We start from the raw sequence: 15,338 nt of genomic DNA, 5'->3' as shown, positions 1-15,338 counted from the left end.
TGGTCAAGATTTCTCATGGGCAACCGTGATTGCCCACATGCCCGTGCAATGCAACCAACTCCCAAAAACACAACAACAGTGGAGCGGCCATGCAGCAGACCAGATCGCAGGTGAGCGAACGCGACGGCTTGTTCGAACTCGACGCCGGCAGCGACGTCCTCGACAGCCCCCGGTATAACCACGACATCGCCCCGACCAAGGTGCACGAGCGCACCTGGAACAAATGGCACATCACCGCGCTGTGGGTCGGCATGTCGATCTGCGTGCCGACCTACACCCTGGGCGGCGTGCTCACCGCCTATTTCGGCCTGACCGTGGGCGAGGCGCTGCTGGCGATTTTGCTGGCCAACACCGTGGTATTGATCCCGCTGACCTTGAACGCTTTTCCCGGTACCAAGTACGGCATTCCCTTTCCGGTGCTGCTGCGTTCGTCCTTCGGCATCATCGGCTCCAACGTACCGTGCCTGATCCGCGCCCTGGTGGCTTGCGGCTGGTTCGGCATCCAGACGATGTTCGGCGGCCTGGCCATTCACCTGTTTCTCGGCTCGCTGTCGGCGGACTGGAAAGCCCTCGGCGGCACCGGCGAGGTGATCGGCTTCATGCTGTTCTGGTGCCTGAACCTGTGGGTGGTGCTGCGCGGCGCCGAGTCGATCAAATGGCTGGAAACCCTGTCGGCGCCGCTGCTGGTGCTGGTGGGAGCGGGGCTGCTGGTGTGGGCCTTGCCCAACGTCTCGATCAGCGAGTTGATGGCCCAGCCGCCCAAGCGCCCCGAGGGTGCCAGTGTCTATGGCTACTTCTTTGCCGGGCTCACCGCCATGGTCGGGTTCTGGGCCACCCTGTCGCTGAACATCCCTGACTTCAGCCGCTACGCCAAAAGCCAGAAGGACCAGATCCTCGGGCAGATCTTCGGCCTGCCACTGACCATGTTCCTGTTCGCTGCCCTCGGCGTGGTGCTGACCGCAGCCTCTGCCTCGCTGGTGGGCGAAACCGTGTCCGATCCGGTCAGCCTCATCGGCCACATCCAGAGCCCGATGTGGGTGGCGCTGGCCATGGCCCTGATCATCATCGCCACGCTGTCGACCAACACCGCAGCCAATATCGTCTCGCCGACCAATGACTTCCAGAACCTGGCGCCCAAATGGATCGGGCGCACCACGGCGGTGCTGCTCACCGGCCTGGTGGGCTTGCTGCTGATGGGCCATGAGCTGCTGAAAAAGCTCGGCTGGATCGTCAGCGACGTCAGCCTGGAGAGCGTCTATTCCAACTGGCTGCTGGGCTATTCGAGCCTGCTCGGGCCGATAGCCGGGATCATGGTGGTCGACTATTTCATCACCCGCAAACAGACCCTGGACCTCGCCGGCCTGTACCGCGACGACGTCTACCCGGCCTGGAACGCCGCTGGCTTCATTGCCTTCGGCGTGCCGGTGGCGCTGACCCTGCTGTCGCTGCACAGCAGCGCCTTCAGCTGGTTCTACGACTTTGGCTGGTTCACCGGTTCTGCCCTGGGCGGGCTGATCTACTACGCCCTCGGTAGCTTCAGGGCCGCCCGCACGGCCAACCTCAAACCCACCGTGTAAGCCCATGGCCCGCAGAGGCCAGGCACGTGATGCAGGAGACGCACATGCAAACCGCTCAGGATGTTCTGCAATCGACCCAACGGCATATCAACGGCGAACGCCTGTGGCAGTCGCTGATGGAGCTGGCCCGGCTTGGCGCCACGGTCAAGGGTGGCGTTTGCCGGCTGGCTTTGACCGACCTCGATCGCCAGGCCCGCGACCTGTTCGTCAAATGGACCGAAGAGGCCGGCTGCACCGTCAGCATTGATGGCGTCGGCAACATCTTCGCCCGCCGCCCGGGGCGCAACCCGCAATTGCCGCCGGTGATGACCGGCAGCCATATCGATACCCAGCCCACCGGTGGCAAGTTCGATGGCTGCTTTGGCGTGCTGGCCGGGCTGGAAGTGCTGCGCACCCTCAACGACCTCAAGGTCGAAACCGAAGCGCCGCTGGAAGTGGTGGTGTGGACCAACGAAGAGGGCTCGCGCTTTGCTCCGTGCATGATGGGTTCGGGGGTGTTTGCCGAAAAATTCACCCTGGCCCAGACCCTGGCCAAGACCGACGCCGAAGGCATCAGCGTCGGCGAGGCGCTTAACGCCATTGGTTATGCCGGGCCGCGGGCGGTCAGTGGTCATCCGGTGGGCGCCTATTTCGAAGCGCATATCGAGCAGGGGCCGATCCTTGAAGACCAGCACAAGACCATCGGCGTGGTGCTTGGCGCGCTCGGGCAGAAGTGGTTCGACCTGACCCTGCGCGGCGTCGAGGCCCACGCCGGGCCAACGCCGATGCACCTGCGCAAGGACGCCCTGGTCGGCGCCAGCGCGGTGGTGGCGGCGGTCAACCGCGTGGCTCTGGAGCACCAGCCCCATGCCTGCGGCACGGTCGGTTGCCTGCAGGCTTATCCCGGCTCGCGCAACGTCATTCCTGGCGAGGTGCGCATGACCCTGGATTTCCGGCATCTGGAGCCGGCGCGGCTCGACTCGATGATCGCCCAGGTCAAGGATGTGATCAGGAGCACCTGCCAGCAGCATGGGCTGACCTACAGCCTGACGCCGACCGCAGACTTTCCACCGCTGTACTTCGACGAGGGTTGCGTGCAGGCGGTGCGCAGCGCAGCCCAGGGCCTGGGGTTGTCGCACATGGATATCGTCAGTGGCGCCGGGCATGATGCGATCTTCGTCGCCGAACTGGGCCCGGCGGGGATGATCTTTGTGCCTTGTGAAGGCGGGATCAGCCACAACGAGATCGAGAATGCCGCGCCGCAAGACCTGGCCGATGGCTGCGCGGTGCTGTTGCGCTCGATGCTGGCCGCGGCCCAGGCGCTGGCGCGGGGCAGGGAGGCGGCTTAGGCCCTGATCGCGGGTCAAGCCCGCTCCTACTGTAGGAGCGGGCTTGACCCGCGATGGGACTAAAGGCTGTCCTGCACCATCTGCAAAAACGTCGCCACCAGCCGCCGTGAGCTCTGCTCGCGCAAGCACACCAGGGTCTCGGTCAAACGCCGCTGGCAATCGACAATCGGCAACGCACACACCCGCGCATCGGCGCCGAACTCGGCGGCCGACACCACGCCCACGCCAATCCCCACCACCACCGCCTCGCGCGCCGCTTCGCGGCCTTCGACCTGGATCGCCGCGCGGATGCGCAGGCCGGCGCGGGCCATTTCTTCTTCCAGGGTCTGGCGGGTGACCGAACCCGGTTCACGCAGCACGATTGGCGTGTCGTCAAGGTCGGCCAGGCTGATCGAACCACGGCTGGCCCAGGGGTGGTTGTGCGAGACGAAGGCCACCATCGGGTCGCTGCGCAGCGGCACGCACAGCAGCCGGTCATCATCAACGTCGCGGCCGAGCAGGGCCAGGTCGGCCTGGTAGTTGAACAGCCGCAGCAGCGACTCGTCGGTATTGCCGGTCTCGACCTTGACGCTGATCCCCGGGTACTGCTGGCAGAAGCGCGCAATCTGCGGCAGCACGTGCACCGGCGCATCCACCGCCAGCACCAGGGTGCCGGTCTGCAAGGCGCGCGAATCCTGCAGCAGCTCATGGGCTTCGGCCTCGCAGACGAACAAGCGCTGGGTGATCGCCAGTAAACGCTCGCCCAGATCGGTCAGTTGCACCGAACGCTTGTTGCGGTGAAACAGCAAAACCCCGAAACGTTCTTCGAGTTTACGCACCTGGTCGGAGATCGCCGGCTGGGTCAGGAACAACCGTTCGGCGGCGCGGGTGAAGCTGCCGTGCAGGGCAACTGCGTGAAAAGCCTTCAACTGAGCGTGGGACACCGACATCGCAGCACCTGTTACAAGCTGAGCTTATTTGTGAAATACGATAAATCGATTTTATTTATCAGTCAGTAATTGTTTCTATCTGAGCAGGTGACGGGTTCGACCGGCCGTCACGCAGTGCGCAACACAACAACAAGACAGGCGTTTTTTTCAAATTCTGCCGGCACACTCAGCTCTCGAGGTCAGATCCCACCATGAACAAACACGTTGCAGATATCAAACGTTGGCGCGTGCAGATTTTTGCCATCACCTGGCTGGCCTACGCCGCGTTCTACTTCACCCGCAAAGCCTTTTCGGTGGCCAAGCTCGGCATCGCCGAAGACCCAAGCTTCACCCTCGACAAAATGGCCATGGCCAACCTCGACGCCATCTACCTGACCGCCTACGCATTCGGGCAATTTACCTGGGGCATGCTCGCCGACCGCTTCGGCCCGCGGGTGGTGGTGCTCGGCGGCCTGGTGATTTCTGCCGCCGCTGCCGTGGTGATGGGCAGTTACGCGACCTTCCCGATCTTTGCTACCTGCATGCTGGTCCAGGGCCTGGCGCAATCGACCGGCTGGGCCGGGCTGTGCAAGAACATCGGCAGCTTCTTCCCGTCCTCCCAGCGCGGTCGGGTATTGGGGCTGTGGAGTTCATGCTATGCCTTTGGTGGCCTGGTGGCCTCGCCGTTTGCTGGTTGGTGGGCCTACACCCTGATCGGCAGCTGGCATGCGGCGTTCATCTCCAGCGCGGCGGTGGTGGCGCTGGTAGCGGTGCTGTTCTTCATCTTCCAGCGCAACAAGCCTGAAGACGTCGGTTTGCCGGCGGTGGAGCCCGAGCCCGAAAGCATGCTGCCGGGCTCGACGATTTGCAGCATCTGGGCGCCGTTGCGCGAGATCCTGCGCAACCGCACGGTGCTGACCCTGGGGCTGGCGTACTTTCTGTTAAAACCGGCGCGCTACGCGATTCTGCTCTGGGGCCCGGTGATCGTCTTCGAACAGATGCCGTCGGTGGGCAAGGTTGGCGCGGCAATCATCCCCACTGCCTTCGAGCTGGCCGGCTTGCTCGGCCCGATCATGATTGGCCTGGCCTCGGACAAACTCTTCGGCGCCCGGCGCATGCCGGCCTGCGTGATCAGCCTGGTGGTGCTGACCGTGGTGCTCGGGCTGTTCATGGCCGCCCTGCATACCGGCAGCGTATTGCTGGTGGTGGCTTTGCTGTTTGTCATGGGCCTGACCCTGTACGGGCCAGACTCGATGATCAGCGGCGCTGCCGCCATCGACTTCGGCACCGCCAAGGCCGGCGCCACCGCCGCAGGCTTCGTCAACGGCTGCGGTTCGGTCGGGGCGATTCTCGGCGGCCTGCTGCCGGGTTACTTCGACAGCGTCACGGTGTTCATTGTCTTTGCCGGCTGCGCGCTGTTCTCCGCCCTGGTGCTGCTGCCGCACTGGAACAGCCGCCCGGCCAGCCCCGAGCACACCCCGGCCGTTGCCCCCAACACGGCCATGGCGATCAAACCGCTGCGTACTTGAACCTATAAGGAAACCGACATGAGACCGTTCTGGCTGCAACAGGCGCTGGACCAGGAAGTTGCACCCGCGTGCCCGCCGCTGGCGGCTGATACCGACTGCCAGGTGTGCATCGTCGGTGGCGGCTACACCGGCCTGTGGACGGCGCTCATGCTCAAGGAGCACAACCCGGCGCTGGATGTGGTGCTGATCGAGGCCGACATCTGTGGCGCCGGCGCCAGCGGGCGCAACGGCGGCTGCGCGCTGTCGTGGTCGGCCAAGTACTTCACCCTCGAACGGCTGTTCGGGGCGCAGGAGGCGGTGCGCCTGGTCAAGGCTTCGGAGCAGAGCATCTACGCCATCGGCGAGTTCTGCCAGGCCCATGGCATCAACGCCGACTACCGCCTGGACGGCACCTTGTACACGGCCACCAATCGCGCCCAGGTCGGCGCCACCGATGGCGTGATTGCAGCGCTTGAGCGCCAGGGCATCAACTCGTTCCAGCGCCTGGCGGTTGCGCAGGTGCAGCGTCTAGCGGGCTCGGCCAAGCACCTGGAAGGCTGGTTCTCGCCGGCCGCTGCCACGGTACAGCCGGGCAAACTGGTGCGCGGCCTGCGCCGGATCGCTTTGCAAAAGGGCGTGCGCATTTATGAGGGCACGGCCATGAGCGGTTTGCAGCAAGGGCCGCAGGCGCTGGTCGAAACCGCCCGTGGCAACATCCGCGCCGGTCGCGTGGTGCTGGCCCTCAACGCCTGGATGGCGCGGGCCTTCCCGCAGTTCGAGCGCAGCGTGGCGATCGTCTCCAGCGACATGATCATCACCGAGCCGCAACCGCAGTTGCTCGAACAGATCGGCCTGACCAGCGGCATCAGCGTGCTCGATTCGCGGATCTTCGTGCATTACTACCACAACACCAGCGATGGCCGGCTGATGCTCGGCAAGGGCGGCAATACCTTCGCTTATGGCGGGCGGATGCTGCCGGTGTTCGACCAGCCTTCGCCCTATGAGCCGTTGCTGCGCCGCAGCCTTGGCGAGTTCTTCCCGGCCCTGGCCCAGGTGCCGGTTGCCGCGACCTGGAACGGGCCGTCGGACCGTTCGGTGACCGGCTTGCCGTTTTTTGGCCGGCTCAATGGCCAGGGCAACGTGTTTTACGGCTTTGGCTACTCGGGCAGCGGCGTCGGCCCCTGCCACATGGGCGGGCAGATCCTTTCGTCGCTGGCCCTGGGCCTGGACAACCCATGGACCCGCTCGCCGCTGGTCAACGGCCCGCTGGGCTACTTCCCGCCGGAGCCGATCCGCTACCTGGGCTCGCTGATGGTGCGCAATGCCATCCGTCGCAAGGAGCAGGCCGAAGACAACGGCCGCCGGCCGCGCCACCTTGACGTGCGCCTGGCGCGTTTTGCCGCTGCTGCGGGCAAGGCCGACAAGGGCTGAAGGGTTTTTTTGTCGATGGCTTGCGGAGCGTATAAACTGCTTGCCACTTTGGCCGGTCGCTACCTGAACCGGCACCTGAAACAAGAGAGTCGAGATGGGCGCACAGTGGAAAGCCAAGCATAGAGAAGTCGCAGCCAACGCCAAAGGCAAGATCATGGGCAAGCTGTCCAAAGAGATCCAGATCGCTGCCAAGTCCGGCGCCGACCCGGACATGAACCCGCGCCTGCGCCTGGCCATCGAGCAAGCCAAAAAGGCTTCGATGACCCGCGAGACCCTTGAACGTGCCATCCGCAAGGGTGCCGGCCTGGACGGCGACGCGGTGCAGTACACCGCCGTCACCTACGAAGGTTTTGCCCCGCACCAGGTGCCGCTGATCGTCGAGTGCCTGACCGACAACGTCAACCGCACCGTGGCGCAAATCCGCGTACTGTTCCGCAAGGGCCAGCTGGGCGCTTCCGGTTCGGTGGCCTGGGATTTCAACCATGTCGGCCTGATCGAAGCCACGCCGGCCAGCCCTGACGCTGACCCGGAAATGGCCGCCATCGAAGCCGGCGCCCAGGATTTTGCCGAAGGCGAAGAAGAGGGCGCGACCCTGTTCATCACCGACACCACCGACCTCGACGCCGTGCAGAAAGCCCTGCCGGGTCAAGGCTTCACCGTGGTCTCGGCAAAAATCGGCTACACCCCGAAAAACCCGGTCAGCACCCTGAGCGATGAGCAGATGGCGGAGGTTGAAGCCTTCCTGGAAGCCATCGACGATAACGATGACGTGCAGAACGTCTATGTAGGTCTGGCGGGTTGATGTGAACCTTCCGCTCCCACAGGTACATTGTGGGAGCGGCGGTGCGACGCCTCGACTTGACCCGCGATTCAGACGCCGCGAAGCCGCTGACAAACCTCGGCAAACCCCGGCCGCAGCATCACCTCATCCCGTACACACTCGCGCTGCACCCCCCGCAACACCTCGCAATCGCCCTCGCAACACGCCAGCAATTCCCCCAGCAACACCCCAAACGCCAGCACCTCGATCCGCTGTAGCGCTTCAGTCGCCACGCTGCCATCCAGCGGATGGAACGACGCCGCGCCAAAGTCCCCCAGCAAGCAGTCGCCATGCTCGTCACACAGCACGTTGTGCGCATACAGGTCGCCATGGGTGATGCCGTGCCCGTGCAAATGCGCGCCTACCGCTGCAATGGCAGCGGCCAGGCGCCGCACGCTGGCAAGGCGCAAACGCCGCTCGCGCGGATAACAGTCGCGGGTGCATGAATCCAGGCTCGGCGGCCCGGCCAGGTTGAACCAGCTCGGCTCGATCAACTGCATCACCAGCGCCGGCAGTTGCTGCGGGTGGTTGTCGATGCGCCCGACCAGGCGCACCAGTTGCGGGTGATCGCCAGCGGCAATGCAGGCGCTCATTTCGTTGAGCGGCAAGCCGTCGCTGGTGATCTCGCCCTTGTACAGCTTGACCGCCACCGGTGCGCTCTGCTGCTGCCAGCGCGCCTGGTGAATGACCCCGGACGCGCCCTGGCCCAATACCTGTTCAAGGTCGATCTGCTGCCAGTCAATCACCTGGCAATGGCCAGGATCTTGCGGTGTGCAGTAGCCCGCCGCCATGGGGTTGCCGGCGTAGGCCAGCCAGGCCAGGCGCGGCATCTGCAGCAACCAGTCGGGCAGGGCCGGCAGCCGGTTGGCCGACAGGCGCAGCAGTTCAAGCCTGGTGCAGCGCGCAAGGCTTGCCGGCAGTTCGCGCAGGCGGTTGCCGGCAAGCATCAGCTTTTGCAGGTGCGGGCAATCGCCCAGGGCTTCGGGCAAGTATTCGATGCGATTGTCGGTCAGCACCAGGGCCCGCAGCCGTGGTGGCAGCGCCGCGCCGCTGACCTGCTCGATCTGGTTGCTCTTGAACCCGACCATTTCCAGCATCGGGCACTGGCCGATGCCTTCGGGCAGGTGGCGAAAGCGGTTTTGCGAGCAGAACAGCACCTTGAGCTGGTGCAGCCGGCCCAGGTCCTCGGGCAGGTCGCTTAGGTTGTTACCGGTCAGGTTGAGTACCTGCAGGCTGTCGGCCAGGTCGAAAATTTCCCGGGGGAAGTGCTCCAGCCCGCAGGCCAGGTCGAGGCGGGTAATGCCCGTCAGACGGCCGGCTTTGAGGTCTTCAAGGGTATGCATGGGGTTGGCGGCAGGCTCGTAAATAAACGCCGGTCATCATACCGGCAAGATGCGACTTAAGTCCCATGGCAGACTGACAACTGCGGTCCATACTCGAAGCTCGCCCTTTATTAATAACAACAAGTTCAGGGTTCTACATTCAATGACATACCAGCACAGCTACGCCCGCTCCATCGCCGATCCTGCCGCCTTCTGGGCCGAACAGGCCGATCACCTGGCCTGGTACCGCAAGCCCCTGCAAACCCTTGTTGAAAATGCCGATGGCAGCCACCAGTGGTTCGCCGACGGCCGTCTCAACAGCTGCTACCTGGCCCTCGACCATCAGATCGAACAGGGCCGTGGCGAGCAGACCGCGCTGATCTATGACTCGCCGGTAACCGGCAGCCAGCAGCAGTTCAGCTACAACCAGCTGCGCGATGAAGTGGCGCGCCTGGCCGGCTTGCTGCGCGAGCTTGGGGTCGAGAAGGGCGACGGGGTGATCATCTACATGCCCATGGTGCCCCAGGCGGCCATGGCCATGCTCGCCTGCGCGCGTATCGGCGCGGTGCATTCGGTGGTGTTTGGCGGCTTTGCCGCCAACGAGCTGGCGCTGCGCATCGACGATGCCCGGCCCACCCTGCTGCTGACTGCTTCGTGCGGGCTGGAATTCGACCGGGTCGTCGACTACAAGCCGCTGGTCGACCGCGCCTTGCAGCTGGCCAAACACCAGCCGCGCCAGGTGCTGGTGCTGCAACGCCCGCAAGCCACCGCAACCCTGGTCGAAGGCCGCGACCTCGACTGGCTCGAAGCGGTGGCCACGGCCAGAGCGGTGGCGCCGGTGGAACTGGCCGCCGCCGACCCGCTGTACATCATGTATACCTCGGGCACCACCGGCAAACCCAAGGGGATCGTGCGCGAAAACGGCGGCAACGCCGTGGCCCTGAGTTTTGCCATGCGCCATATCTATGGCATGCAGGCGGGCGACGTGTGGTGGGGGATTTCCGACGTTGGCTGGGTGGTTGGCCATTCGCTGATCGTCTACGGGCCGCTGATGAATGGCTGCACCACGGTGTTCTACGAAGGCAAGCCGATCCGCACCCCGGATGCCGGCGCCTACTGGCGGGTGGTCGAGCAGTACCGGGTCAACGGCCTGTTCTGCGCGCCCACCGCCATGCGCGCGATCCGCAAGGAAGACCCCGACGGCGAATTGCTGCGCCGCTATGACCTGAGCTCCCTGCGCCAGCTGTTTCTGGCCGGCGAGAAACTCGATTCCAGCACCCATCAATGGCTGGAGGCCACCAGCGGCAAGACCGTCCACGACCACTGGTGGCAGACCGAAACCGGCTGGCCGGTGACCGCACCGTGCGTGGGCATGGAGGGCAGTGCAGCGCGGCCGGGCTCGAGCAACCGGGCGGTGCCGGGCTACAACGTACAGGTGCTGGATGATGACGGGCATCTGCTCGGCGCCAACCAGCAAGGCTCGATCGTCATTGCCTTGCCGCTGCCGCCCGGTTGCAGCCAGACCTTGTGGGGCGACCACCAGCGCTACCTGGATGCCTACCTGAAGACCTACCCCGGCTATTACCACACCGGCGACGGCGGCTATCTGGATGAAGACGGTTTCGTCTACATCATGGGCCGCACCGACGACGTCATCAACGTCTCCGGCCATCGCCTGTCTACCGGCGAGATGGAAGACCTGGTGGCCCGCCATCCGGCGGTGGCCGAATGCGCGGTGATCGGCGTGCACGACGAGATCAAGGGCCAGGTGCCGCTGGCGCTGGTGGTGCTCAAGGACGGCCAGGACATTGCCCAGGCGCAGTTGCAGAGCGAGCTGGTGGCCAGCGTGCGCGAGCAGATTGGTGCGCTGGCCTGTTTCAACCAGGTGCGGGTGGTCAAGCGCCTGCCCAAGACCCGCTCGGGCAAGATCCTGCGCGCGGTGCTGCGCAAGATTGCCGATCAGCAGCCGTATACACCGCCTTCGACCCTGGATGATCCGGCGGTGTTGGTGGAGATTGAAGCGGTGTTGGCGAGCCTGGCGCGGGTTGGGTAGGGCTTTCATCGCGGGTCAAGCCCGCTCCCACAGATCTCAGCAACCTGGCGCAACTGCCCCAACCGACTACGGGTGCGGGCCAGGTCGCTGGCGCTGCCGCCCAGGCTTGCGGCCAGCGGCAGGCTGCCGATCAGCACCAGGTGCTTGTCCTGGTCATAGAGCACGTCCACCAGGTTGACGAAGCGCTGCTGGGCGGCAATCGAGCAGTCTTCAAGGTTCGGCAGGCAGTCGATGATCCAGTGGTCAAAACGCCGCGCCAGCTCCAGGTAGTCGATCACCGCGGTGGGTTGCTCGCACAGCTCGACAAAATCAAACCCCACGGTGCGCTGCTCGCTCAGGCGGGCGCGCAGTGTGCGCTTGCCTACCTCCAGTAAAACCGGCGCGTCACCCGGCTCGGGCAACTGCAGGGCCTGGCGCTGTTCGCGGCTGCCCGGCCACAGGTAATGGCCCTGGGTAAAGCGCTGCTGGCCAGCCGCGCCGGGCAGGCTGCGAAAGTCTTGCTCACCGCCGACTTCCAGCACTTGCATGCGGCTGTTGATCAGGCGGATCACCGGCTCGAAACGCTGGTGATACAGCGGGTTGGGCAGCAAGCCTTGCGGCGCGTAGTTGGAGGTTACCAGGAGAAAAATCCGCCGCTCGAACAAGGCCTGGAACAACCGGGTGATGAGCATGGCATCGCCGATGTCATGCACGTGGAACTCGTCGAAACACAGCACCTGGCAGTCGTCGAGCAATTCATCCAGGGTGCAGGCCAGGGCGTCGTCCTGCTGGCGATGATCAAACATGCCCTGGTGCAGGCGGGCGAAAAAGTCATGAAAGTGCAGGCGGCGCTTGCGCGCCTGAGGCAGGGCCTGGAAGAAACCGTCGAGCAGCCAGCTTTTGCCGCGCCCGACCGCGCCGTACAGGTACAGGCTGCGCGCCTGGCCGCTCTCAATTTGCGCTGCCTGGGCCGCCATATGTTCGATGACGTGTAACTGGCCGGCGCTCAGGGTATAGCCGCGGGCTTGGGCCTTGGCGGCAAAATGCTGACGAACGGTCGCCGCCACGCTGTTGTCTTCGGCCACCGGCGTGCGTAAGCGACGCCAGGCGCGCAACGGCGAACGTATCCAGGAAGGGGGCAGGGCAGGCAAACCGGGCTCCTCGGGGCAACGGCACTCAAGGGCCAGCTTGAGCGAGGGCGGCTAATTTAACCAATATGAATAAGGCCGGCCAGCGATCTCTGAGCGGGATAAGTGATGGCTTCTATCGCGGGGCAAGCCCGATCCTACAGATAGATCTTGTACGGGGCTTATACATTTCCCTGCAAACTGGCAGGTTTTTCCTTCACTGCTACCCTCAAGGTCAGATCACTCCTGCGTTGAAGGATGACAAGGTGAAGGGACGCTCTTTGGCGACGCTGCTCGGGCTGAGCATGGCCAGCACCGCAGGCGCCGCCGATTTCATGGTTGAAGTCAAAGTGCAAGTGGAGCGCGGCTGCCTGCTCATCCACCAGCCCCGCGATGCCGGCGCCCAGGCCTTGGGTGTGCTCGATTTCGGCCGCACGGCGCGGCTGGACGACCCGGCCGGCCCGCTCAGCAGCCAGTTGCTCGCGCTACGCCCGCCACGCCTGGAATGCAACCCAGACACCGCTTACCAGGTGCAGGTCGATGGTGGCCAGCACGGCGGCATCGGCGAGGTGCGCTACCTGGCCAGCAACCAGCCTGCGGCGAAACCCATACCCTACCGTTTGTACCAGGACCCGGCCTGGCGCCTGCCGCTGCCGGTCAATGTTGCCCAGCATGCGCGGGTGCCCGATTCGGGCTCGGTGGCGCTGCCGTTGTATGCGCGTATCGAGCGCCTGGCCGAAGTGCCGGCGGTGGGGCGTTATTCGGACCTGCTCAAAGTCACCGTCACCTGGTAACCGGGGCGGCGCCTGCTAAAGGAACTGGCAGTATGAAAGGGATAATGCTGTTGACGCTTGGCCCGCTGCTGTTGCTCAGCCCCGATGCTTTCGCGGCCATGAGCGGGCATATCCAGGCGCGCCTGGTGATCAGCAGCGCCTGCCAGATCAGCGGCGGGCCGGGCACCCTGGAAACCCCCGGCGGCGGTGTACTGGATTTTGGCAGCCAGGGCCCGAGCTGGACCAACCCGCTGCGTTCCGGCATCGAAGAGGCCACCGGTGACGGCAGCCTGCAGGTGCGCTGCAACCCGGCGGTGCGCGCCTTTACCGTGAGCATCAACGGCGGTGCCAACGGTGATGGCGCCACCCGGCGCCTGAGCAATGGCCGCGAGCTGATCCCCTATGAGCTGTCTGCCGACCCGTCGGGCCGGGCCCGTTACAACATCGGCCAGACCCGCAATTTTTCGGTCAGCAGCGCCGCGCAGATTCCGATTCCAATCTACGGTGCAGTAGTCGCCCATCCCAAGGCGCTACCGGCCGGCATTTACCGCGACACCCTGATGGTGACCCTGGACTGGTAATACGCAAGGAGTGACTCATGCACCCGAACCTCTCACGCTTGATTTTCGCAGGCCTAGGCCTGGCGCTCGCCACCCAGGCCCAGGCGGCCACGGTAACCGGCAACATCACCGCCACCCTGACGCTGATCGCCAGTTGCCAGGTCAACGGGGGCGGCGGTGCCAGCGGCCTGAACTTCGGTACGCTGAACTTCGGTACCCAGGAAGCGCTGTTCACCACTGCCGGCGGGCAGGTGCTGGGCGGCGGCGGTGGCGCCATGAGCATCCTCTGCTCGAGCGGCACAGTGCCGGTGATCAAAGTGCGTGCCGGCGCCCACGACAGCCAGTCGCCCGGCGGCAGCCGTGCGCTCTACGACGGCGTGGCGAATTACGTGCCCTATGATTTCTACACCGATTCAGGGCACACCCAGCTGCTGGCCATCGACGGCACCATCACCTTGCCGACCAGTACCGGCGTGGCCCAGACCGTCAACCTGTATGGCCAGGCCAAGGGCAAGGCGGGCCTGCCAGCCGGGGTGTACACCGACACGGTGGCGGTCGAGCTGAGCTTCTGAACCGTGAGCCGCACCTGGTCCGGGCTGCTGGCCATGGTTGCCTGCTGCCTGCCGCTGCCGTTGGCGGCGGTCACCACCAGCACTTTCCAGGTCAGCGCCACGGTGGCGGCCGGTTGCCTGGTGATGGGCGGCGTGAGCAACTACGGCAACCTCAATTTCGGCAGCTATTCGGCGCTGTCGACCAGCAGCGTCACCACCGCCCTGGGCGGCACCACGGTGACCCTGCAATGCACGCCGGGAGTGAGCTTGAGCATGAGCGTCGATGCCGGGCTGAACAGCGCCAGCGGCACGCGCAACCTCAAGCGCAGCAGCGGCACCTCGCTGGTGGCCTATCAATTGTTTCGCGACGCCGGCTTCAGTCAGAGCCTGGGCATCAACCAGAGCGTGGCGGTGAGCTACAGCGATCCGAGCACGATCAAGTTGCCGGTTTACGCCCGTGCCCAGTTGACCGGCAACCTGCCGGCCGGCAGTTACACCGATGTGGTGCAGGTGGTGCTGACCTTTTGAACGGCGCCGCCGGATGAATATGACAATAAGGAGAGTGTGCATGGAAGTAGGCGCCGGCAGTTCGCGCTTGAGCTACACCCTGTTGAGCTGCGCCCTGGCGCTGTTGTGCAGTGCGCCGTTGCAGGCCGCCACCTCGGTACTGATCTGGCCGATCGATCCGGTGCTGGAGGCCAATCAGAAAGCCGGCGCGCTGTGGCTGGAGAACCGTGGCGATGCGCCGGCCAACCTGCAGGTGCGGGTGTTCGCCTGGCGCCAGGGCGAGTTCGACGACCAGTACCAGGCCCAGCGCGAGATTATCGGCAGCCCGCCAGTGGCCAATATCGCCCCGGGGCAAAAGCAGCTGATTCGCCTGACCCGCACCGGCAGCTCGCCGGTGGGCCAGGAGCAGGCCTACCGGATCATCATCGATGAAATTCCCCCGGCCTTGCCGGCTGCGGCCAGCGCCGACAAGGCCCAGGCGGCGATCCGCTTCCAGATGCGTTATTCGGTGCCGCTGTTCGTCTATGGCGAAGGCTTGTGGGGCAAGCCTGACCCCAGTGGCCAGCGCGGTGACAGTGCGGTGGGCAAGCCGTTGCTGAGCTGGCGTCAGGTCTCTGTACAAGGCAAGCCCTATGTGGAAATCCGCAACAGCGGCCCGGTGCACGCGCGCCTGACTGACGTGGTGCTACAGCAGGGCAGCCAGAGCCGGCCGCTGGTGGAGGGTTTGCTCGGCTATGTGCTGCCCGGCGCCAGCATGCGCTGGCCGGCGCCGCAGCCGCTGGGCGCCGCTTCAGTGCTCAAGGGCCGGGTCAATGGCCAGGAGCCTGCGCAAACCCTGAGCCAGGGGCAATGAACGACAGCTAGCAGCACTACAGGGGCCAGGGAGGACCCGGT

General features: G+C 64.9%; 14 protein-coding genes. 11 read left to right on the top strand and 3 right to left on the bottom strand.

Going from position 1 to position 15,338, the window contains the following annotated elements; all coding sequences use genetic code 11:
- Positions 1–89 precede the first annotated feature (89 nt).
- Positions 90–1,577 carry an NCS1 family nucleobase:cation symporter-1 gene (locus LOY34_RS15700; RefSeq protein WP_195884425.1) on the top strand — a complete coding sequence of 496 codons (1,488 nt, stop codon included), beginning with the start codon at positions 90–92 and terminating at the stop codon, positions 1,575–1,577.
- A 44-nt stretch (positions 1,578–1,621) separates the two neighbouring features.
- Positions 1,622–2,905 carry a Zn-dependent hydrolase gene (locus tag LOY34_RS15695; RefSeq protein ID WP_195884424.1) on the top strand — a complete coding sequence of 428 codons (1,284 nt, stop codon included), beginning with the start codon at positions 1,622–1,624 and terminating at the stop codon, positions 2,903–2,905.
- Between the two features lie 59 nt (positions 2,906–2,964).
- On the opposite strand, the gene LOY34_RS15690 is transcribed toward LOY34_RS15695, so the two are convergent.
- Positions 2,965–3,834 carry a LysR family transcriptional regulator gene (locus tag LOY34_RS15690; protein ID WP_045194066.1) on the bottom strand — a complete coding sequence of 290 codons (870 nt, stop codon included), beginning with the start codon at positions 3,832–3,834 and terminating at the stop codon, positions 2,965–2,967.
- 191 nt (positions 3,835–4,025) lie between these two features.
- Here LOY34_RS15690 and LOY34_RS15685 point away from each other — a divergent pair, with 191 nt between their 5' ends.
- The 3 genes from LOY34_RS15685 to LOY34_RS15675 all read left to right on the top strand — a co-directional run bounded on the left by LOY34_RS15685 (position 4,026) and on the right by LOY34_RS15675 (position 7,554).
- The gene (locus tag LOY34_RS15685; protein WP_045194065.1) at positions 4,026–5,342 is read left to right on the top strand and encodes an MFS transporter; all 1,317 of its coding nucleotides are present in this window, start codon (positions 4,026–4,028) and stop codon (positions 5,340–5,342) included.
- Between the two features lie 18 nt (positions 5,343–5,360).
- Positions 5,361–6,752, top strand: a complete 1,392-nt coding sequence (locus tag LOY34_RS15680; RefSeq protein WP_195884423.1) for an FAD-dependent oxidoreductase — start codon at positions 5,361–5,363, stop codon at positions 6,750–6,752.
- 94 nt (positions 6,753–6,846) lie between these two features.
- Positions 6,847–7,554 (top strand): YebC/PmpR family DNA-binding transcriptional regulator, encoded by a 708-nt coding sequence (locus LOY34_RS15675; protein ID WP_045194063.1) that lies wholly within the window; start codon positions 6,847–6,849, stop codon positions 7,552–7,554.
- Positions 7,555–7,622: 68 nt separating this feature from the next.
- Here LOY34_RS15675 and LOY34_RS15670 read toward each other — a convergent pair whose 3' ends face one another.
- Entirely contained in the window at positions 7,623–8,915 is a 1,293-nt protein-coding gene (locus tag LOY34_RS15670) for a leucine-rich repeat-containing protein kinase family protein (RefSeq protein WP_195884422.1), read from the bottom strand.
- A 142-nt stretch (positions 8,916–9,057) separates the two neighbouring features.
- On the opposite strand from LOY34_RS15670, the gene LOY34_RS15665 reads away from it, so the two are divergent.
- On the top strand, positions 9,058–10,947 hold the full coding sequence (locus LOY34_RS15665; protein WP_195884421.1) for a propionyl-CoA synthetase: 1,890 nt from the start codon (positions 9,058–9,060) through the stop codon (positions 10,945–10,947).
- Between the two features lie 5 nt (positions 10,948–10,952).
- On the opposite strand, the gene zapE is transcribed toward LOY34_RS15665, so the two are convergent.
- Positions 10,953–12,077: a cell division protein ZapE gene (gene zapE, locus LOY34_RS15660; RefSeq protein ID WP_408980883.1), complete on the bottom strand. Its 1,125-nt coding sequence runs from the start codon at positions 12,075–12,077 to the stop codon at positions 10,953–10,955.
- A 242-nt stretch (positions 12,078–12,319) separates the two neighbouring features.
- Between zapE and LOY34_RS15655 the strand changes: the two genes are divergently transcribed.
- From LOY34_RS15655 to LOY34_RS15635, 5 genes are read left to right on the top strand one after another with little or no spacing between them, the layout of a single operon-like run.
- The gene (locus tag LOY34_RS15655; RefSeq protein WP_093381651.1) at positions 12,320–12,847 is read left to right on the top strand and encodes a spore coat U domain-containing protein; all 528 of its coding nucleotides are present in this window, start codon (positions 12,320–12,322) and stop codon (positions 12,845–12,847) included.
- 32 nt (positions 12,848–12,879) lie between these two features.
- Positions 12,880–13,407, top strand: a complete 528-nt coding sequence (locus tag LOY34_RS15650) for a spore coat U domain-containing protein (RefSeq protein ID WP_195884420.1) — start codon at positions 12,880–12,882, stop codon at positions 13,405–13,407.
- Between the two features lie 17 nt (positions 13,408–13,424).
- Positions 13,425–13,958 carry a spore coat U domain-containing protein gene (locus tag LOY34_RS15645; protein ID WP_123566347.1) on the top strand — a complete coding sequence of 178 codons (534 nt, stop codon included), beginning with the start codon at positions 13,425–13,427 and terminating at the stop codon, positions 13,956–13,958.
- A 33-nt stretch (positions 13,959–13,991) separates the two neighbouring features.
- Positions 13,992–14,465: a spore coat U domain-containing protein gene (locus tag LOY34_RS15640; RefSeq protein ID WP_195886009.1), complete on the top strand. Its 474-nt coding sequence runs from the start codon at positions 13,992–13,994 to the stop codon at positions 14,463–14,465.
- Positions 14,466–14,505: 40 nt separating this feature from the next.
- Positions 14,506–15,297, top strand: a complete 792-nt coding sequence (locus LOY34_RS15635; protein WP_093381660.1) for a molecular chaperone — start codon at positions 14,506–14,508, stop codon at positions 15,295–15,297.
- The last annotated feature ends 41 nt before the right edge of the window (positions 15,298–15,338 follow it).

This window comes from Pseudomonas sp. B21-009 (assembly GCF_024749345.1).
GTDB lineage: Bacteria > Pseudomonadota > Gammaproteobacteria > Pseudomonadales > Pseudomonadaceae > Aquipseudomonas.
The sequence above is the reverse complement of the archived record's forward strand: the minus strand, read 5'-3'. Positions and strand labels throughout refer to the sequence as shown.